At 36.8% G+C, this 20,753-nt stretch carries 19 protein-coding genes; all 19 read right to left on the bottom strand.

Annotation, left to right across the window (positions count from 1 at the left end; genetic code table 11):
* Window positions 1–6 precede the first annotated feature (6 nt).
* Entirely contained in the window at window positions 7–585 is a 579-nt protein-coding gene (gene pgsA, locus MHH69_RS06055) for a CDP-diacylglycerol--glycerol-3-phosphate 3-phosphatidyltransferase (RefSeq protein WP_122970429.1), read from the bottom strand.
* A gap of 48 nt (window positions 586–633) precedes the next feature.
* Window positions 634–1,503: a RodZ domain-containing protein gene (locus tag MHH69_RS06050; RefSeq protein ID WP_445954562.1), complete on the bottom strand. Its 870-nt coding sequence runs from the start codon at window positions 1,501–1,503 to the stop codon at window positions 634–636.
* Window positions 1,504–1,649: 146 nt separating this feature from the next.
* On the bottom strand, window positions 1,650–2,447 hold the full coding sequence (locus tag MHH69_RS06045) for a DUF3388 domain-containing protein (RefSeq protein WP_122970427.1): 798 nt from the start codon (window positions 2,445–2,447) through the stop codon (window positions 1,650–1,652).
* A gap of 352 nt (window positions 2,448–2,799) precedes the next feature.
* Window positions 2,800–3,057: a DUF3243 domain-containing protein gene (locus MHH69_RS06040; protein ID WP_122970426.1), complete on the bottom strand. Its 258-nt coding sequence runs from the start codon at window positions 3,055–3,057 to the stop codon at window positions 2,800–2,802.
* A 47-nt stretch (window positions 3,058–3,104) separates the two neighbouring features.
* A complete protein-coding gene (ymfI, locus tag MHH69_RS06035) occupies window positions 3,105–3,833 on the bottom strand; it encodes an elongation factor P 5-aminopentanone reductase (protein ID WP_122970425.1) in 729 nt (242 codons plus the stop codon).
* Window positions 3,833–5,128 (bottom strand): EF-P 5-aminopentanol modification-associated protein YfmH, encoded by a 1,296-nt coding sequence (gene yfmH, locus MHH69_RS06030; RefSeq protein ID WP_122970424.1) that lies wholly within the window; start codon window positions 5,126–5,128, stop codon window positions 3,833–3,835. Before yfmH ends, ymfI begins: the two co-directional genes overlap by 1 nt.
* Before the next feature lie 3 nt (window positions 5,129–5,131).
* On the bottom strand, window positions 5,132–6,394 hold the full coding sequence (gene yfmF, locus MHH69_RS06025; protein ID WP_341361895.1) for an EF-P 5-aminopentanol modification-associated protein YfmF: 1,263 nt from the start codon (window positions 6,392–6,394) through the stop codon (window positions 5,132–5,134).
* Between the two features lie 349 nt (window positions 6,395–6,743).
* Entirely contained in the window at window positions 6,744–7,703 is a 960-nt protein-coding gene (locus tag MHH69_RS06020) for an ABC transporter permease (RefSeq protein ID WP_122970422.1), read from the bottom strand.
* A 1-nt stretch (window position 7,704) separates the two neighbouring features.
* The gene (locus MHH69_RS06015; protein ID WP_122970421.1) at window positions 7,705–8,754 is read right to left on the bottom strand and encodes an ABC transporter permease; all 1,050 of its coding nucleotides are present in this window, start codon (window positions 8,752–8,754) and stop codon (window positions 7,705–7,707) included.
* On the bottom strand, window positions 8,747–10,294 hold the full coding sequence (locus MHH69_RS06010; protein ID WP_341361894.1) for an ABC transporter ATP-binding protein: 1,548 nt from the start codon (window positions 10,292–10,294) through the stop codon (window positions 8,747–8,749). The genes MHH69_RS06015 and MHH69_RS06010 overlap by 8 nt, the downstream gene beginning before the upstream one ends.
* 250 nt (window positions 10,295–10,544) lie before the next feature.
* Entirely contained in the window at window positions 10,545–11,615 is a 1,071-nt protein-coding gene (locus MHH69_RS06005; protein ID WP_122970419.1) for a BMP family lipoprotein, read from the bottom strand.
* A 53-nt stretch (window positions 11,616–11,668) separates the two neighbouring features.
* The gene (locus MHH69_RS06000) at window positions 11,669–12,397 is read right to left on the bottom strand and encodes a GntR family transcriptional regulator (RefSeq protein ID WP_122970418.1); all 729 of its coding nucleotides are present in this window, start codon (window positions 12,395–12,397) and stop codon (window positions 11,669–11,671) included.
* A 172-nt stretch (window positions 12,398–12,569) separates the two neighbouring features.
* Window positions 12,570–14,906: an FtsK/SpoIIIE family DNA translocase gene (locus tag MHH69_RS05995; RefSeq protein WP_122970417.1), complete on the bottom strand. Its 2,337-nt coding sequence runs from the start codon at window positions 14,904–14,906 to the stop codon at window positions 12,570–12,572.
* A gap of 175 nt (window positions 14,907–15,081) precedes the next feature.
* Window positions 15,082–16,749: a ribonuclease J gene (locus MHH69_RS05990; protein WP_341361893.1), complete on the bottom strand. Its 1,668-nt coding sequence runs from the start codon at window positions 16,747–16,749 to the stop codon at window positions 15,082–15,084.
* Between the two features lie 241 nt (window positions 16,750–16,990).
* Entirely contained in the window at window positions 16,991–17,893 is a 903-nt protein-coding gene (dapA, locus tag MHH69_RS05985) for a 4-hydroxy-tetrahydrodipicolinate synthase (RefSeq protein WP_341361892.1), read from the bottom strand.
* 12 nt (window positions 17,894–17,905) lie between these two features.
* A complete protein-coding gene (locus MHH69_RS05980; protein ID WP_122970414.1) occupies window positions 17,906–18,943 on the bottom strand; it encodes an aspartate-semialdehyde dehydrogenase in 1,038 nt (345 codons plus the stop codon).
* Between the two features lie 82 nt (window positions 18,944–19,025).
* The gene (locus tag MHH69_RS05975) at window positions 19,026–19,616 is read right to left on the bottom strand and encodes a dipicolinate synthase subunit B (RefSeq protein WP_341361891.1); all 591 of its coding nucleotides are present in this window, start codon (window positions 19,614–19,616) and stop codon (window positions 19,026–19,028) included.
* Window positions 19,610–20,392: an NAD(P)-dependent oxidoreductase gene (locus tag MHH69_RS05970; RefSeq protein ID WP_341361890.1), complete on the bottom strand. Its 783-nt coding sequence runs from the start codon at window positions 20,390–20,392 to the stop codon at window positions 19,610–19,612. The genes MHH69_RS05975 and MHH69_RS05970 overlap by 7 nt, the downstream gene beginning before the upstream one ends.
* Entirely contained in the window at window positions 20,389–20,658 is a 270-nt protein-coding gene (locus tag MHH69_RS05965; protein ID WP_122970411.1) for a YlmC/YmxH family sporulation protein, read from the bottom strand. Before MHH69_RS05965 ends, MHH69_RS05970 begins: the two co-directional genes overlap by 4 nt.
* Window positions 20,659–20,753: the final 95 nt, after the last annotated feature.

Here is a 20,753-nt window from a genome sequence, read left to right as displayed (position 1 = left end):
CCTCACTTATTTTGAGTTTACAAAGACACGACGATTTAAATAGAAATATTCCCAACCAGACCAAACTGTAAAGATTAATGCCACATAAAGGGCAATCATATCAAAAGGTATGTTCATTAAAGTGAAAATTGTATTGTGTAATAGAAGGGATGAGATAGCAACAATTTGAGCCCAAGTTTTAATTTTCCCTAATTGGCTTGCAGCTACTACTTCCCCTTCTCCCGCTAAAATTGCCCGTAAACCAGTTACAGCAAATTCTCGACTTAAAATAATAATGATGATCCAAGCAGGAGCCATATGAAGATCTACTAATACAATAAAAGCAGCACTTACTAATAATTTATCTGCTAATGGGTCAAGAAATTTCCCAAGGGTAGTAACTAAATTATATTTCCGTGCAAAATGACCATCAATCCAGTCAGTAGTAGAAGCGATAATAAAGATTAATGCTGCTACAAAATGATTGACTGGCATTTCTGCGCCTAAAAACTCCATTTTTCCCCAGTCAAAATCAAATAGTATTACAATCACAAAGATTGGAATTAAACAGATTCTCGAGACTGTAATCTTATTCGGTAAGTTCATTTGCTAACACCTTTCATTCGAAAGAAAATAGTCATCTGATAAAGATGACTATTGTTCTTCTTGTTGTAATGTAATGATAATATTTTGAGTCGTAATCTTTTGTGCATATTGAAGTTCTACATCATTGATGAAAACTTTAGCAACGGTAGAATCTCCTAATCGAATACGAGCATAGGCATTTGCTGTAGCATCGAATTCCACTACTTCCCCAGCTTTGTATACACGGTCTTCGATTTGTTCACTTCCAGCTTCATCACGGATTCCAACCCATGTGTCACCTGAAACTTCAATACGAATATTCATCGTATCTGTTCCTGAAAGTTCGTAAGTAGTTGTTTCTCCATCGATAGTACCAGAAGAAATCGTTTGAGTTGGTTGTTCTGGCTCTTCTTGTACTGGTTGTTCTGTTTCTTCAGGTTGCTCTTCCTCTTCTACCGGCTCAACAGGAGTCGGCTCCTGTTGTTGATATTCGATTTCTGAATTATTTTCTTCTTCTTCGCCAGGTTGTTTAGCCTTTTGTTGATATAAAAACCAAATGGCTACTAAAATAACGATAATAAATAACGCAACGATGATTTTTGGCATCGTTTCCAATAACCTGCTAGTCGATCTTGAATTTAATTTACGCCGGGTTGGACTTTGGGAAATCGACTGGGCAACCTCTTCTTTTGGCTGGTTTGGAATTTCTTGTTTAAATTCCTCTAAAAGTTCCTCTATTTCCAGTCCAACTGCCTCTGCATATTGTTTAATGAATGCCCGAACATAAAAGCTTCCAGGCATAATGGAATAATTTCCTTCTTCAATTGCGACAAGATACCGCTTTTGAATTTTTGTAATTTCTTGAAGATCATCCAAACTGTAACCTTTAGATAATCTCGCTTCTTTAAGGCGAGCTCCGAGTTCTGTCAACAAAAACACCTACTTTTTTCTAATCAATTTCGTCTTTTGCAAAATCCTCTGACATGCTTTTAGACTGACAACTATCGCTTAGTAGTCAACATACTAACTAAACGAACAAAATGAAACAATGTTCCAAAAAAAGACATCCTTTTTTTGAACAATGTTTAAAAATCGAATCCTCCAAAACCTCCAAACGGGTTGTTTTGAATGTTCATTTCATTTTTTTCAACAAGTTCATACGTAATGATTTCATCTGGATGATGACGAAGTTCAATAATATAGTCAAAATCTTCAATTTTGTATTGGGAGTTTTGTACAAATAAATCAGGATGTTCAATTACTTTAATAGCAGGTACACTCATCACTTCTCGAACAAGCTGTTGATGACGTTCATCAGTAGTTCTTCGTGTGACTGCTCCATCAAGAATAAAAATATTATTGGCATTAAATTCGTCTCCAATTAGCTGATTACGAATTGTTTGTTTAATCATCGTAGACGATAGGAATATCCATTTTTTGTTGGCACAAACACTAGCAGCTACAACTGATTCCGTTTTCCCAACTCGTGGCATCCCTCGGATACCAATTAATTTATGACCGTCCTTTTTAAATAATTCAGCCATAAAATCAACTAAAATGCCTAGCTCATCTCGTACAAAGCGGAATGTATTTCTTTCGTCCTGATCCCGTTCTATATAGTGACCATGACGGACAGCTAAACGATCACGTACTTTCGGCTCTCGAAATTTTGTGACATGAATGTTTTCCATTGTCGAAACGATGGAAATGAAACGTTGAATCGTTTCATCATTCTCTGTTTTTAATAGCATTCCCCGTCTTGCTTCATCTACACCATTAATTGAAACAATATTCACACGTAACATACCTAGGAGTGATGCAATATCGCCTAATAAACCTGGACGATTTACTTGGATCTCATATTCAAAATACCATTCACCCACTAAAAACCGTCCCCTCACCAACGAAAAATATTATTTTTCTTATTAGTTTCATCATAGCGGATTTTATATGTATTGAAAAGTTAGAAAGTAATGATTTTCTCTTAAAATATTAAAATTTATTATACTTATATATGATAATGTAAAAAATAGTATGCTGGCAATGAAAATGTCGAAATTTAGGAAAAAAACAAGATAAGAAAAAAGGAGGGCTAGCCTCCTTAAAGAGAAGTTTGAAGAAATTAGACGATGAGAGTTTTATGATATCTAAATTAGCGGGATTAGGCTTGCCTACTTTAGGCTTAATAAGTAAACAAGCCACTTCGCTTTTTTCACTAAAAACTTATGATATTGACTACTGCATGCGATGATTTTGTACTAATTTAATAATACAATTCGCAAGCGCATGTTTTTCATCGTCAGAAGCTACTCCCCATAAGTCGGATAGTACGCGTTCTTGTTCGTTTTTAGGGTCAACGTTTTTCGCTAAATAATCACCGATTTGTACAGCTGATTTTTCAATCATACGTTTGGACATACCTTTTTCTTGGGCTTCATTAACTTGTTCGCCTAAAAATGATGTCCATCTTTCCCAGTTTTCTAATAGCGCCATTTATATCTCCTCCTCCTTTGCAATTTTATTATGTGCAAATTGGAGAATTATATGTACCATCCTCCATTTAATCGAATAATTTGACCAGTAACATAATTTGCCTGTCCACTTAAATAAAAACTGACTAGATTTGCGACCTCTTCAACTTCTCCAGCTCTTCCTAAAGGTATTTCTTCATTGATTTTCCTTTTTTCTTCTTCATTTAAATGGGCATTCATTCCGGTCTTAATCAGCCCAGGAGCGATGGCATTCACTAAAATACGATTGTATGCTACTTCTTTTGCATAGGACTTAACAAATGCATGTTGGGCACCTTTCACAGCACTATAAACTGTTTCAAAGGCAGCTCCAGCTTCTCCCCAAATTGATCCAATAAATAAAACATAACTTGTATCATGTTGACGGAGCTTATTGGATAATAACGCAAGTAAACGCATTGGGTTTTGAACATGCACTTTCCAAAGTTTATTCATTTCTTCCACTGGCGTATCTTCTATTAAACCGTAAAGTGCATGACCTCCTGCAAAAACAATTGCTTGTAATGAATAAATTTGTGTTGCAAGAATATCTGCTCCATTATCTTCTGAAAAATCCGATTGGACTTCGATAAATTCTTGCTCTGGGAAGTTACATCTCAACTGTTCCACTAACTGTTCCAATGCTTGACGATTTTGATGGAAATGCAAATAGAGCGACCAACCATCACTAGCTAGTCGCTGAGCTATTGCCTTTCCAATCGCACCAGAAGCTCCTACTACGAGTGCGAATTTTTTCATTATTCTTTCCTCTCACTTGAAGGTAAAACTTTAAATACGGTTTGCTGAGACTCTCCTTGAATCGATTCGAAAGCTTGTAACACATCATCAACCGTTAATTTTTCGATGACAGGTACTGCATCAAATAAATTCATTTCATTAAATTTATAACGGGTAAATTGATTTGCGATAAATTCCATAGAATTAAGAGCTCTTAGGAAGAAACCTATTTTTTTGCGTTTTACCCGCTCGATTTTTTCAGCCGTTAAGTTAGACTGAGCATTGTTTATTTCATTTTTAATTTTTTCCGCTAACTGATCCGGTTGACTTGAGTCAGAGCCGATTAATGCAAAGCCATAACCTTTTTCTAAAGAGAAATCATAAGCAAAGGTTTCATCGATTAACCCATTTTCATATACATCTGTATAAAAGTTTGATGCCCGACCAAATAGACACTCTAATGCAATTTGAATCGATAGCTCATGTTTAAGCATTTCCTCGCCGCTTAATTCTGTTTCCTTCGCCTTTAACCCTACATATACTTTTGGTTTTTGAACATCCATTGTCAGTTCGCGTTCTTTAATCGCGACTTCTTTTGGTTCTTCTTCAAAGTGACGCTCAATCGGCGTTGGTTCTGGAAATTCCTTTTCACTTTGATTTTTTTCAATAAACGCCATCATTTCAGTTGGATCGATGGCACCAACTACAAACAATAACATGTTGGATGGGTGATAAAACGTGTTGTAGCAAGTATATAAATGCTCTGCTGTAATTTTATCGATCGATTCTATCGTTCCAGCAATATCAATTTTAACGGGATGATTATGGTACATATTTTCAATCGCACCGAAATATAGTCGCCAATCTGGTTGATCATCGTACATCGTAATTTCTTGACCGATAATTCCTTTTTCTTTATTCACCGTTTGTTCCGTAAAATATGGCTCTTGAACGAAATTCAATAACGTTTCTGTACTTTTATAAATATGATCTGTTGCAGAGAACAAATAAGCTGTACGAGTAAAGGAAGTGAAAGCATTCGCTGATGCTCCAGCTTCGCTAAATTGTTGGAATACATCCCCGTCTTCCTTCTCGAACATTTTGTGCTCTAAAAAGTGGGCAATCCCATCCGGAACTGTTATAGCCTCTGATTCCCCCATTGGGACGAAGGTACGGTCAATCGAACCATATTTCGTTGTAAAAGTAACGAATGTTTTTGAAAAACCTTTCTTCGGTAAAATATATACATCTAATCCGTTTGGTAACTTTTTATAAAATAATGTCTCGTCTAGCTGTTTAAACTCAATCGTTTGCATTGGCTAGGCCTCCTTTCCACTTAAGAAATAAACTGCTTCAAGTTGTACTTGTGAAGCCATTTTTTGAACATCTTCTTTTGTAACCTTTTCCCAACGTTCTTTCCAAAGGTCCACTGAAAATTGTTCATCTAAATCTTTATATTGATCGTAAATATCAATTTGTCCGCGGGCTAAATCAAGGGCTTCTTTTAATTGGTTGATTAGCATTGCTCTAGTTTGCGTTAGTTCTAAATCAGAAATTTTTCCTTTTTTGATTGCTTCTAACTGTTCAAAAATAACGTCTGTTGCCTTTTTCTCATTTGCTGGTTCAATACCAGAGACAACATAAACTAAACCATAATGGGCAGAATAAGAACTTGACGCATAATAAGCTAAACTTTCCCGTTCACGGACATTCATGAACAATTTAGAGTGGGCATAACCACCAAAAACACCATTGAAAATTTGCATTTTCGGGAAATCCTCATCGCCAAAAGTTACAGGAGTACTAAACCCAATATGCAATTTCCCTTGTTTCATTTCTTGTTGTTCTTTTACATAATCTTTTTCAGGTTTTGAAACATCTTTCTTTTTCTCTGCTTGTTTTGGCGTCCGATCTTTGAATGATAGGGCTTCAGTAAATTTCTTTTGAACTGCCTCTACGTCAAAATCACCGACAACGTAAATATCAATTTTATCTTCATTAATCATTTTTTCATAAGCTTTTGTTAACGATGCTGGTGTAATTTCTTTTACCGCTTCAATCGTTCCATTAGCAGAAATGGAAGCCGGATGATTCGGGCGGATAATTTGAGTTAAACGATGTTGGGCATAACGAGTTTTATCATCAAAGATTGACTGGATTCGTTGAATGATCATTTCTTTTTCCCGCTCCACAATAGCAGGTACAAATGATCCATTTTCAAAATTTGGTTCGAAAACGACCGTGTTTAGTAATTCTAACACTTCATTAAATACTTTATTTTCTGCTAAATATTGGTCGTTTACAGTTTCAACATTTAATAAAAGGGTATGTTCATTGCCCCTTTTCGTCGCATCAAAATATAAAACCGTACCGAATAAGTCATCTAAATAACTTCTAAATTCGGCTGATTTTTTATATTTTCCATTACTATGTTGCAAAACGTTTGATAAAACAGCACGTTCTGCAGCATCCTTCGTCGTTAATGGGGTTCTCCATTTTATAGAAAAGTTTACTGTTTTGAATTGAGTTGTTTGTCGGATATGCAGCGTAACACCTTCTGCTAACTTGGTCGATAAAAACAAAAAAATTCCTCCTGACTTATACTCTTGTATAGGAAAACGTACAATCGCCATCAATAATTGGCTTTGTATGTTGTACCAATCGACTATTTTCTACTGTTTTTAACTATTTCTTTTGAAACAAACAGTCGCTATCACTACTATACATGTAGAATTGGTGATTATGCAAAAATAATCCAATTTTGTTTTTTCCCTTTTGAATTTATACATATATACAATAATTTACCCTTCTCAAGCAGATTGATTCATCAAATCGAACAGATTTTTTTCATATAAGTCGTGTCGAACATTAATTTTCGACAATAGAAAAAAGCACCTTTCAATTTGAAAGGCACTTTAATTAAAAAACATATTATCTTTTTCCTTTAATATACGGAACACCACTTGCTTTTGGTGCATGGGCTTTTCCGATGAATCCTGCTAAAGCAAAAATTGTTAAGACATAAGGTAAAATGTGTAAGTATACATCCGGAATATCTTGAATATACGGGATAGAACCACCTACTACACTTAGTGCTTGGGCAAAACCGAAGAATAAAGCTGCACCTAACGCACCTAGTGGATGCCATTTACCGAAAATCATTGCCGCAATCGCCATGAAACCTTGACCACTAATAGTTGATGCACCGAAGTTCCCAGCAATCGCTTGCGCATAAATCGCCCCACCGATACCACCTAGTGCTCCGGAAATCATAACAGCTACATAGCGCATTTTTGTTACATTAACACCCATCGTGTCTGCCGCCATTGGGTGTTCCCCTACAGCGCGTAGACGTAACCCGAATGGAGATTTATAAATAATAAACCAAGCGACAATTGCTACGGCAAAGGCTAATATTGATGTTGCATAAACGTCTACAAAGAACATTTTCCCAATGACAGGAATGTCACTTAATAACGGAATATCGAAACGAGAGAAACGTTCTGTAATCGAATCTGTTTGACCTTTGTCATAAATCATTTTAACTGTAAATACCGCTACAGCAAGCCCTAACAAATTCAGAGCAACTCCAGAAACGGTTTGATCCGCACGTAAAGATACTGCTGCAACTGCTAATATTAATGAAAAAATAATCCCGACCACCATTGCGACGATTAATCCGGCCCAAGGTGTGAAATTTCCTAATTGATCTGCAAAAAATAAGTTGAAAATAATACTACTTGCTGCACCTACAACCATGATCCCTTCAAGTCCAATATTGACAACCCCAGATCTTTCAGTAAATACGCCACCGATTGCTGTTAGAATTAATGGTGCTGCATAGAAAATGGCAGAAGGAATAATAAAATATAGCACTTCTAAAAAGCTCATGTTATTTTTCCTCCTTTCTTTTCTTACCAAAGCGTTCTAGGGCTACTCGAATGATATAACCTGATGCTACAAAGAAGATGATCAGTGCAATCACAATGGAAACTATCTCTGTTGGTACGCCCGCTTCACTTGGCATATTTAAACCACCGTTTTTCAATGATCCAAATAAAATCGCTCCTAAAAGAACACCAAATGGTTGGTTTGCTCCTAATAACGCTACGGCGATTCCATCAAAACCAATTCCTGTCATTGCATGAAGCTTAGACATATTTTCGAAAGTCCCTAACGCTTCCATCGCACCACCAAGACCGGCAAAGGCACCGGAAATAACCATTGCTAGAATAATATTTTTGTTTACATTCATACCCGCGTATTGGGAGGCGTTTTTATTGAACCCTACTGACTTTAATTCGTATCCAAGGGTTGTTTTTTCTAAAATAAACCACATGATGACTACAGCTATTAGAGCTAGTAAGAAGCCCCAGTGTAAACGGGAATAATCCGTAATAGATTCAAAGAATTGAGAACGTAATGAAGCTGACTCATGTATTCTCTCCGTTCTTTCTCCCCCATCAGCGATGACTTGGATTAATGCATTTGCCACATGTAAAGCTGTGTAGTTTAACATAATCGTTACAATAACTTCGTGAACTTGTAGTTTCGCTTTTAACAAACCAGGAATAAAAGCCCATAAAGCTCCTGCTAATGCAGCTGCAAGTAAAGCTAATGGAAGGTGAATAATTGCTGGTAAATCAAATGCTTGACCTACCCATGCAGCCGCTAACCAACCCATAATTAATTGTCCTTCTACCCCAATATTAAATAAACCTGTACGGAAAGCGAAGGCTACAGCTAAACCTGAGAATACATAAGGTGTGATTTGGCGAACCGTTTCACCCATTGTGTATGTATCCATAAAAATACCGTTCCATAATGCAATATAGCCATCAATCGGATTGAAACCACTGACAGCCATTACAATCGCTCCAATGACTAAACCTAATAAGATGGAGATAAGTGGAACAAGTATATTGACTAATCGTTTATTCATTTTCGCCACCTACCTTTTCTTTCTTCCGTTGTAGCGATTGTCCTGCCATTAATAACCCTAGTTCCTGTTCATTTGTTTCCTGCGGATTTACCGTATCAATGATATAACCATCATAAATAACAGCGATTTGGTCAGAAACGTTCATTACTTCATCTAATTCAAATGAAATTAATAGAACGGCTTTTCCTTTATCCCGTTGTTCAATTAAACGTTTATGAATAAATTCAATTGCCCCAACATCTAGACCACGAGTTGGTAATGCGGCAATGAGTAAATCTGGATTACGATCAATTTCTCGTCCGATAATCGCCTTTTGTTGGTTACCACCTGATAAAGAACGGGCTAGTGACATTTCACCTTCACCGGAACGAACATCATATTCTTCAATAATTTTTCGAGCGATTTCATTTACTTTTTTATAGTCGATGACGCCTGATTTAGATATTGGTTTTTTATAATAAGTTTGCAACGCAATATTATGTCCAATAGGAAAATCTAAAACTAGGCCATGTTTATGACGATCTTGAGGAATATGCCCTACGCCGGATTCCGTAATTTTTCTCGGTTTTAACCCTGTGATATCTTTGCCATTTAACGATATTTTTCCGCCTTTCACTTTGCGGAGACCTGTTATCGCTTCGATTAACTCGGATTGACCGTTTCCATCAATCCCGGCAATCCCTACAATTTCACCAGCACGAACGGTTAAATTTAAATTTTTCACTTTATCAATTCCGCGGTTATCTGCCACTGTCAATGAATCAATTTGAAGAACAACTTCCTTTGGATTTGCAGGAGCTTTCTCCGTTTTAAACACAACTTGACGACCTACCATTAGCTCGGCAAGTTCTGTTGGATTCGTTTCGGCAGTTGTAACAGTACCAATCCCTTTTCCTTTACGGATAACCGTTACTCGATCGGAAACTTCCATAATTTCATTTAACTTATGGGTAATTAAAATGATGGATTTTCCTTCTTCGATTAAACGTTTCATAATATGCATTAGTTCAGTAATTTCTTGTGGTGTTAAAGAAGCAGTTGGTTCATCGAAAATAATAATGTCTGCGCCACGATATAAAGTTTTTAAAATCTCTACCCGTTGTTGCATCCCAACTGAAATATCTTCAATTTTCGCATTTGCCTCAACATTCAAACTGTATTTTTCTGATAACGCTTGCACTTCTTTCGAAGCTTCTTTAATATTGATAGTTCCCATCTTTGTTGGTTCACTACCGAGAATGATATTTTCCGTCACCGTAAAATTTTCAACTAACATAAAGTGTTGATGCACCATACCGATTCCGAGATTATTAGCTACATTCGGATCTGTAATTTTTACTTCCTTGCCATGAACTCGGATAGTCCCCGCTTCAGGTTGATATAAACCAAAGAGGACATTCATCAACGTGGACTTCCCTGCACCATTTTCACCAAGAAGTGCATGAATCTCGCCTTTTTTAAGTTGAAGGGTGATGTTATCATTGGCTACAAAATCCCCAAATTGCTTACGGATTCCAAGCATTTCAATTACATATTCCAATGTGTTCACTCCCTTGGACACTTATTTTTCAAAATAGTTTGATAGACTTGTATTTTTAAATTAACACAAGAAAGGTTTTAATTTAACCGGTGATTTATGTAAATTTCTATTAACTTAAAACCTTTCATCTATTAATTCAAATCAGGCAAAAGCGAATGTTCGCACTTTTTTTATTTATCAGAATATTACTACTTTTATCTCTGAACAAAACATGAAGACTAGCGCTCGCTAGCCTTCATATTGCTAAATCTTATTCTGCAGGTTGTTCTGGAACTTTAATTGTTCCGTCGATAATTTGTTGTTTGTATTCTTCAACTTTCGCTAAAGTTTCTTCAGAAATTGCACCACGAGAATCGGCTAAGTCAACACCTTGGTCAGATAAACCGTAAGTAATTGTTTCGCCACCAGGGAATTTTCCTTCTTGCGCTAATTTTGCAACTTCTTGAGCCGCAACGTCAACACGTTTTAATACAGAAGTTAATACAACGTTTGTTGAGTCATCCACTTTACCTTCTTCATATTGGTCACGGTCAACACCGATTACCCATACGTTAGCATTAGGATCTTTTTGTTTACGTTCTTTTGCTTCTGTGAATAAACCGTTACCTACACCACCAGCTGCGTGGAAAATAATGTCTGCGCCAGAATCATACATTCTTTTTGCAATTTGTTGACCTTTTGCTGCATCAGTAAAGCTTTCTGCATATTCAACATCCACTTTAATATTAGGGTCTACTGCTGCTACACCTGCTTCGAAACCAGCTTGGAAACCTCCGATAATTTCACCAGTTACACCACCGATGAAACCAACTTTACCAGTTTTTGTTTCTAAAGCTGCTGCTACACCAGCAAGGTAAGATGCTTCGTTTGCACGGAACATAATTGAAGCTACGTTTTCTTTGTCAGGAACTACTTCGTCAATGATCGCAATTTTTGCGTCAGGTTGTTGATCTGCAACTTCTGCTACCGCATTATGTAATGCGAAACCAACTGCAAATACTAAATCAAAGTCACGACGAATTAAGCTATTTAAGTTTGTTACATAATCAGATTCTTGAGCAGATTGTAGGTAGTCAAAACCACCATCACCTTTTTTAAGGCCATTTTCTTCACCGAAAGCTTGGATACCTTCCCAAGTAGATTGGTTGAATGATTTGTCATCAACACCACCAGTATCTGTTACCATAGCAACTGAGAATGTATCTTCTGAACCTTTTTCAGAACTTTTTTCTCCAGTTTTTTCGCCTTCGCCACAAGCACCAAGGATTGTACCAAGTGCAAGTAAACCTGAAAGCGCAAATGCAAATTTACGTTTTTTCATTTGACTTACCCCCCAAAGGATTTAGTAATTAGCAGGAATTTCTCAGAAATGTTTTACACCCGTTTTCGAATTACATGGAAGCTGAATTTATCAGCTCTAAAGTAGTTTTTTGAATAAAGAACTACTCGATCATTATCATCATAATGAAGTTGCTTTAATACGAGCAATGCTGTTTCTCGGCCACAATTCAATATAGGAGATACTTGCTCATGATAACCTACTGGATCTATGTAAGTAACAGCGTAAGCAACATGAATATCACCTGATTGTTCAAGGGATGAGAATATGGAAACTTCCTTTTTTTGAACAAAGTTAACTGGAAGGTGTTTTGACAGTACTTTATCTATACAATAAACTACTGGTTCACCGTCGGCAGTTCTAACTCGTTCAATGGTTAATACTTGGTCATCTTTGTCACATTGGAAACGATCCATATCATCCTCTGTCGGAATATTCTCAGAGGCTTCAATAAAGATTGTCCCTGGAACCATTCCGGCATTTTCAATCATAGAGGAAATACTCGATAATTGTTCAATACCTGAAGTAAATACAGGTTTTGGATTCACGAATGTCCCTACTCCATGACGTCGAACGATGATATTTTCTTCTTCCAATAGTCGAAGAGCTTCTCTTAAAGTTGCTCGACTTACCCCTAGTTCTTTCGACAAATCGAATTCTGAAGGTAATTTTTCATTTTCTCTATAAATACCTTTTTCAATATCCTCTTTTAATCGATCGATTACTTGGAGATATAAATGACGATGATCAGCTTTTATTGACAATTTCATCACCACCAAACAACACAAGATCAGACATCTGATGTTGAACTTTCCTACTAATCGATTCATAATATACCACTTTTATTGAATAATGAAAATAGTTTTACAAAAAACTGTTGTGTAATAGAGAAAAAGTTTTGATTACTATTAACATTAATATGTCATTTTACATAATTTACCCATTTTCTACATTCGTTTTGTCAATTAGAACTTGTCTTGGACGACTTCCATCCGGCGGGCCAACAACGCCCCGCAATTCCATTTGATCAACGATACGTGCAGCCCTTGAATAGCCTATTCTAAAGCGTCTTTGCAGCATTGAAACCGATGCGGTTTGCATTTCCACTACTAACTGTACCGCTTCATCATATAAATCATCGGTTTCTTCCTCAAAGGATTTTTCTGGTTCATCTGTAGGAATCATACTTTCATCATATTGAGCTTTCTGTTGTTCTATAACAAAATCAACGACCGCTTCAACCTCTGAATCAGATAAAAATGAACCTTGTACACGAATCGGTTTAGATGAACCGGCAGGTAAAAATAACATATCTCCTCTACCTAATAAACGTTCAGCACCACCCATATCTAGAATTGTACGGGAGTCGATGGCAGACGAAACAGCAAAGGCAATTCGTGAAGGAATATTCGCTTTAATAACTCCTGTAATAACATCAACAGAAGGTCTTTGTGTTGCAATAATTAAATGAATTCCGGCTGCACGGGCCATTTGCGCTAAACGTGTAATGGAATCCTCTACATCATGGGAGGCGACCATCATTAAGTCGGCTAATTCATCAATAATGACAACGATATATGGTAATTTAGGATGTTTTTCTTCATTTTCCAAATTAAATTGTTCGATATGATCGTTATACCCCTTAATGTTTCGAGTCCCTGTATGGGAGAACAAATCATAACGGCGTTCCATTTCCGAAACGACTTTTTGTAATGCTTGGGATGCTTTCCGGGCATCTGTTACAACAGGAGCCAATAAATGGGGAATCCCATTATAGACATTTAACTCTACCATCTTTGGATCGATTAACATCATTTTCACTTCATGGGGAGCTGCCCGCATTAAAATCGACACGATAATCCCATTAATACATACACTTTTCCCACTACCAGTAGAACCGGCAACAAGTAAATGGGGCATTTTATTTAATTCCGCTAAAATTGCTTGTCCAGTAATATCACGTCCGAAACCTATCAACAACTTCGAATCAGGTTGGTTATTTTCTTTCGCCTCTAATACTTCTCGCAACGTTACCATCGCAATTTCACTATTCGGTACTTCTATTCCAATGGCCGATTTTCCTGGAATAGGAGCTTCCATCCGAATATCCTTAGCAGCTAAAGCTAAAGCTAAATCATCCTGGAGACTAACGATTTTACTAACCTTTACACCAACATCAGGCATGACTTCATATTTCGTAACAGCTGGACCAAGATGAACTTGAGTGACTCTTGCCTTTACACCAAAACTTAAAAAGGTTTGTTCTAACTTCTTCGCGTTAGCTTGAATCACCGTATATTCACCGCTTTGGTCATAGGCAGGAGGAAGTTGTAACAAATTCATGGAAGGTAATCGGTAATCTGCATTTTCAATGTTTGTTTCCACAGATTTTTGGATAACTTCTCCAATATTTTCCTTATCCACTTCCGGATTTTCTTCCGTAATACGAATTTGTTGCGTTTGCGGCTCTGGTTGTTCCTTCTTTATATTTTGTGTGAAAGCTGAAATAATCGGCTCTTCATCTTCTTCAAAATAGTCTTCAATCGGTTGTTGTTTTTTACGAACGGGTTCCTCCGTTGTTGCGGCTATTTCATTGGAAATCTTTTCGTCCTTCGATTTTGAACGTCTTGGTTTCTTTTCATCTTTGACGATCGTCTTTTTACTTCTTCTTCGTAAACTTCTTTTAGGAAATTTCTTTTTCATTTTCGGCGCATTTTCTACGATAATTGGGACAAGCGCCTTCCCTGTAATTAACACAATTCCGATAAATAAAATAAACCATGCAGCGACTTTAGCTCCCGTTGAATCAAATAATATATGAAACAAACTAAACAGTAATGCACCGATCATTCCACCACCAAGGGCACTACTACGATTATCGATTCCTTCCATTTCGATTAATAATCTCCATGTTTCTCGTAAAACCGAATCGGAAAGTAATTTATTGTTATTATATAATTCTTCAAAAAGTACACTATGGGCAAAAATAGATAAACTACAAATAATTAAAATAGAGCCTTGAATAATACGATCTTTAAAAGATACACCTTGCCTTTGAACCATTAATAATACTGCAATTAAAACTGCAAAAAATGGCACAATGATATGAAGATTTCCAAATAAAAACATCGAAACGGTTTTAATCATCCGCCCGACTACACCATATTCAAAAAATACAATAATGGCAAAAGCGATTAATAAAAGTCCTATAATTTCATATGCAAGGGGGTGTAGTCCCTTTTTTGCTTTCGTACTTGTTTTTTTCACTGCCATTTCCATCACCTACTTTAAAAGTTGTTTCATAGTCGTTTTAAAAGTTAAAAAAGGATTTCCTCGACCGTCAATCGGTTAAGAAAATCCTTTTTGGTTGCGGACAAATTCTTTCATCTATCATTTCCGACTAGAGAATTTATTATTTATTTGTCTACAACGCACCTTATACAGCTGCTTAGTATTCCATAATAATTGGGATAATCATTGGGCGGCGCTTTGTTTTTTGGAATAAATAAGCGTTTAGCGTATCACGGATTTCTTGTTTAATGTTTGTCCATTCAAACGTGTCTTTATTCACATACTTTTCAATAACAGAACGTGCAAGTTCAGTTGCTTCAAGTATTAATTCCTCTGATTCACGCACATAAACAAATCCGCGCGATAAAATTTCCGGGCCAGACGCAATTTTCTTTTGCGCTCGGTTCAATGTAACAACGACAATGAAAATTCCATCTTGGGAAAGTAGCTTACGATCCCTCAATACAATGTTTCCTACGTCGCCGACACCGATCCCGTCAATTAGGACGTTACCAGCTTGAACTCGGCCACTCATTCTCATTTTACCATTTTTATATTCTACGATATCACCTTTGTCGGCAATAAAAATTTGTGATTTTTGCATTCCAACTGATTGGGCAAGTTTAGAATGGGCAATGAGCATTCTATATTCACCTTGTATCGGGATAAGGTATTTTGGTTTCATTAAGTTCAGCATCATTTTTAAGTCTTCTTGACTACCGTGGCCAGATACATGAACTTTTTTATCAGCTGTTAGAACGGTTGCCCCCGCTTTTGCTAAACTATTCATCGCACCAGCCATTTGAATTTCCATTCCTGGTGATGGAGTGAATGTAATGAGAACTGTATCTGTATCTTTTATGCGAATATCGCGATGCTGTTTACGAACGATTTTATCAAGGGCTTCTAACGGCTCTCCTTGATTGCTTGTAACAAGAATGATCAGTTCATCATCTTCGTACTTTTGAATCGTATTAACAGGAATTAACGTCTCTTCATCAATCGTTAAATAGCCTAAGTTTACGCCAATATCGATGACTTTCTCTAAACTTTTTCCAACAACGGCAACTTTTCTTCCCGATTCTTGAGCATGATTAAATACTTGTTGAATTCTAATAAAGTTCGATGCATAAACCGCTACAATCATTCGAGCAGGTGCAGAGTGGAAATATTTAGCTAACTTCTCTTCAATCACGGTTTCACTTGTTGTATAACCTGGACGTTCTGCTTCCGTTGATTCAGAAAGTAAAATAAATACGCCTTCTTCACCTAACTGGGCCATTTTTGCTAAATCCGGTTTAAATTTCCCTTTGGCCGATTGATCAAACTTGAATTCACCTGTATGAACAATAGCACCTTCTGAAGTATGGAACACGATACCTAATGAATCAGGAATGCTATGTGTTGTGTGGAAGAAAGTCACATATGTTGTATTAAAATTCATACGACTTTTATTCGTTACTTCAAAAAACTTCACAGGATGAGGAACTGGTAAGCCTTTAATATGTTCTTTTGCCAATGCAATCGTTAATTTGGAACCATAAACTGGTGCTTTAATTTTTTGTAGTACGTATGCAATGGATCCAATCGCATCTTCGTGTCCGTGGGTTAAGAAAATCCCTTTTACACGATCTTTATTTTCTTCTAAGTAAGTAATGTCAGGAATGACGATATCTATTCCAAGCATCTCATCTTCTGGGAACATTAGCCCACTATCTACAATAAATAGTTCGTCATCGATTTCGATTACGTACATAGATTTTCCGATTTCTCCTACTCCGCCAAGAGGGATTATTCGGATTACTTCGTTTTTAGTTTTTGTCACTTGATTTCCTCCTATAATATCCCGAACGCACAACCACTTAAACCCATTATACGGTGTCCATGCATGAAGCACAAATAAAAAAAGAATATTTTTTATTTAATGCTAAATGCTGCTTATTTTAAATCAGCATGTGCTAGAGACTTCCTTCTACAAGATAAAATAAAGGAAAGAGAGTGCATTCAATAAAAGAAAATAAAAAAGCAAACACCGAAATGTTCGCTTTTTTAAATGAAATCTCTTTTTAAATGGAAAGGTTTAATTCACTTAGTTTTTCTTGGAACTTATTCCAAGTATGATCAAATTTCATTTTATCTTCTTCCAGAAGCTCTACTAATGGAAGTCTTACTTTTTCAACGTTAAAACCTACTTTGGATAAAGCATATTTCACTGGGACTGGATTTGGATTAGCAAATAATTGATGAACTACTGGTAAAAGCGCTTGATGTAATTTATACGCATCTTCATGTCGACCATCTTCAAACGCCCGAATCATCGCCTGCATTTCCTTACCTACCACATGGGCAGCAACAGAAATAACCCCCCTACCACCTATAGCAAGTAATGGTAATGTGAGACCGTCGTCACCACTATAAATATAAGTATCATCCGAAACTTCAGCGAGTATTTTTGTCATTTGATCTAAATTACCGCTAGCTTCTTTCACGATTCTTATATTCGGGATTTTACTTAAAGCGATGGTCGTTTCTGCATGAATATTAATACCTGTTCGACTCGGTATATTATAAACGACGATCGGCAAGGACGTTTCTTTCGCTATGGCTTCAAAATGCGCATAAATACCACGTTGATTTGGCTTATTATAGTATGGTGCAACGAGCATCACGCCATCAACACCTAAGGCATCCACTTTTTTTGTCATTTCAATTGAAAACTCGGTTTCATTATCACCTGTTCCAGCGATAACGGGTATACGTTTATTCACTTTCTTCACCGTAAAATCAATTAATTCGAGTTTTTCTTCAATCGTTAAAGTGGGAGATTCACCCGTTGTACCGCAAACTACAATAGTATCTGTTCCATTGGCTATTAAATGCTCAATTATTTGCTCTACTACATCATAAGCGATTGCGCCATTTTCTTGAAATGGGGTAATCATGGCAGTAGCAATACGACCTAAATCCACTATATACACCCCTTATAGTAAGTTATCCTCTAACATCGCTTCTGCAATTTGAATTGAGTTTAAAGCTGCACCTTTTAACAAGTTATCTGAAACGATCCATAAATGGAATCCTTTTTTATTTGATAGATCTTGGCGAATCCGTCCAACATAAACAGGATCTTCACCTTCTACAAATAGAGGCATTGGATAGTCTTGTGTCGTAATATCGTCTTGTAGCACAATTCCAGGAGCATTTTTCAATACTTCAAAAATCTCATTCACAGAAGCGTCATTTTCCACTTCTATATAAACAGACTCGGAATGTCCAGAAACGACCGGAACACGTACACATGTAGCCGCCACTGCTAGTTCAGGCATATGCATAATTTTTTTCGTTTCGTTTATCATTTTCATTTCTTCGTATGTAAAGCCATTTTCCGTAAATACATCAATTTGCGGAATGACATTACGTGCGATTGGATAATGTTTTTTATCTGATTTTGCTGGTAGAATTTTCGCTTCTACATTTTTTCCAGCTTCCCATTGTGCACTTTGCTCACGCAATTCTTCAATAGCTGAAACACCTGAACCGGATACAGCTTGGTAAGTAGAAACAATGACTTTCGTTAAACCAAATTTTTCACGAATTGGTTGAAGAGCTGCCACCATTTGAATAGTAGAACAATTTGGATTAGCAATAATTCCTTTATGTTCCTTTAAGTCTCCTCTATTCACTTCAGGTACAACTAGTGGTACTTCCGGATGCATGCGGAAGTGACTCGTATTATCAATTACTACCGCTCCACGTTTTGCAGCTTCTGGCGCTAATTTCGCAGAAACTGAACCACCAGCTGAGAATAGAGCTACATCTACTCCTTCAAAAGCGTCCGGTGTAGCTTCTTCAATTGTATAAGTCTTTCCATCGAATTCAATTTCTTTACCTGCTGATCTTGCTGAGGCTAAAAATTTTATATGTTTAATTGGAAAATTACGTTTGATTAGTTGTTCTTTCATCTTTGTTCCTACCGCACCTGTAGCACCTACAATTGCAACTGTTAATTCTTTAGCCATTTACTCATCTCTCCTCAAAAAACTAGTAACATAATGTTGAAAATTGTATCATAAAAAGGAGAAGCTGTGTTAGGATTTTTCATTATTTAGAATATTGTACAAACAAAGGCTGTAACTGCTTTTTATGCACAATTGCAGTTTCTACTGTTTCTACCATTTTTGTGAAATCGGCAATGAGTGAATTCGGTTTATTGTGTGGATCATCTTGACCAAATGGAATAAAGTAAATATTTTTGGAGTTTAATAATTTCATAATGTTTACACCGTTCAAACCTAAGGCATCGTTCGTTGAAATACCTAAAACAACCGGTGAACCATTACGAAGCGTAGCTTTTGCAGCCATCAAAACAGGGCTATCCGTTGAAGCATTTGCAAATTTACTAATCGAATTTCCTGTCATTGGTGCAATAACCATACAATCTAATGGATTTTTCGGCCCGAACGGTTCCGCCTCTACGATAGAAGAAACGACTTTTTCACCTGTTATGGACTCGATTTTTTTTATCCACTCTTCCCCTGTGCCAAATCGTGTAGCAGCTGTTAGCACGGAATGGGTAATGATAGGTACTACCGTTGCACCGGCATTGCGGAAATCCATAATTTTCGGAACTACATCTTCATACGTACAATGGGATGCCGTTATGCCTAGCCCTATTCGTTTACCTTCTAGCAACGATCTCTCCTCCTTAATTGTCCAACAATTGATTCATATAGTACATTTCCAGCATCTTCAGGGAAAAACTTTCCTGGTAATGCGGGTAACAGTTCATATTGCTTTCTTATAATTCCATCTTGTAAACACCCTGGATGGGAGGCTAAATCATATACTGGAATGGTAATCTTTTCGTTAAATTGTTCATCCAGCCATTTAGCGGGTATCGTGTTAATGAAAAAGTCCCCTACCACTTCACCCACTTCGTCTAAATAAACCGCTTCATAACGAAAGGCTTTTGCTTCACTTAATTGCACATCTGATCGTACTGCAATACTTACTTCAGCACCGATACTTTTTAAAATATGGGCAACCATTTTCGCAACGCGCCCGAATCCTGTAATGATAAATTTTTTTCCTTGAATCGCTTTTTTTGTATTGTAAAAGCTTGATACAAAAGCTTCTGCTGTTAATGCTGCATTATGCCAAATGAAGGCTTCATCTTGTAGATAAAAATGAATGTCGTTCTGTTGTAAAATATTACGCCACTCGTCATTCAACTTCCCAGCAAAAATTACTGCTTTAGAAAGCCCAAACACCATAGGTACTTCTATCGATAATGGATGAATCGGTAGCACAACAAAATGAGGTTGAAATTCAAGAACTGTTTTGTTTAGTTCCTCATCCCAAACGCTCAAACTTTTATAATATACGGTTCTATTTTCGTTCGTTAAATTTTTTGCTAACACTTTCATGCGCAAGTCCGTTCCAACGACTAACCATTTTTCTTCGGTCATGTCTCAAACTGCCTTCTTTTGGATGATGTGCGATGGAAAAGAATCCGATCTTCACCGATGAGATGAATTTCTTCCCAAGGAATGAATAACGGTGTTGTCGCCTTTTTCTTTTGGAATGGTATTTTCGCTGATTGTTCGTGCAATTCAAAGCCAAAAATTTTCCCAGTCTTTGGATCAAATAAACATTCCGTTTCTGACAAATAACCGTATCTTACGCCATTTTCCATCTCTATCAGTTCTTTCTCTGCAAGCTCCGATAGCAGCATTGTCTCCCTCCTCCATGAGCTTATTGATACTATATGCAACATAAGAAATGATGGTGACCCCTTTTCACGTATGCAGTTGACAACAACTGTATCAA

Source organism: Ureibacillus sp. FSL E2-3493, from assembly GCF_038077515.1.
Lineage (GTDB): Bacteria > Bacillota > Bacilli > Bacillales_A > Planococcaceae > Ureibacillus > Ureibacillus halotolerans.
Note: the sequence above shows the minus strand (reverse complement) of the source record. Positions and strands in the feature narration are given on the sequence as shown.

What these genes read in the sequence shown, in the direction of transcription:
- MHH69_RS05970 (WP_341361890.1), bottom strand. Translation starts at nt 20,392, where the DNA reads ATGACCGAAGAAAAATGGTTAGTCGTTGGAACGGACTTGCGCATGAAA.
- MHH69_RS05980 (WP_122970414.1), bottom strand. Translation starts at nt 18,943, where the DNA reads ATGGCTAAAGAATTAACAGTTGCAATTGTAGGTGCTACAGGTGCGGTA.
- MHH69_RS05965 (WP_122970411.1), bottom strand. Translation starts at nt 20,658, where the DNA reads ATGCTGCTATCGGAGCTTGCAGAGAAAGAACTGATAGAGATGGAAAAT.
- MHH69_RS06040 (WP_122970426.1), bottom strand. Translation starts at nt 3,057, where the DNA reads ATGGCGCTATTAGAAAACTGGGAAAGATGGACATCATTTTTAGGCGAA.
- MHH69_RS06015 (WP_122970421.1), bottom strand. Translation starts at nt 8,754, where the DNA reads ATGAATAAACGATTAGTCAATATACTTGTTCCACTTATCTCCATCTTA.
- pgsA (WP_122970429.1), bottom strand. Translation starts at nt 585, where the DNA reads ATGAACTTACCGAATAAGATTACAGTCTCGAGAATCTGTTTAATTCCA.
- yfmH (WP_122970424.1), bottom strand. Translation starts at nt 5,128, where the DNA reads ATGCAAACGATTGAGTTTAAACAGCTAGACGAGACATTATTTTATAAA.
- MHH69_RS06005 (WP_122970419.1), bottom strand. Translation starts at nt 11,615, where the DNA reads ATGAAAAAACGTAAATTTGCATTTGCGCTTTCAGGTTTACTTGCACTT.
- ymfI (WP_122970425.1), bottom strand. Translation starts at nt 3,833, where the DNA reads ATGAAAAAATTCGCACTCGTAGTAGGAGCTTCTGGTGCGATTGGAAAG.
- MHH69_RS06020 (WP_122970422.1), bottom strand. Translation starts at nt 7,703, where the DNA reads ATGAGCTTTTTAGAAGTGCTATATTTTATTATTCCTTCTGCCATTTTC.
- MHH69_RS05995 (WP_122970417.1), bottom strand. Translation starts at nt 14,906, where the DNA reads ATGGCAGTGAAAAAAACAAGTACGAAAGCAAAAAAGGGACTACACCCC.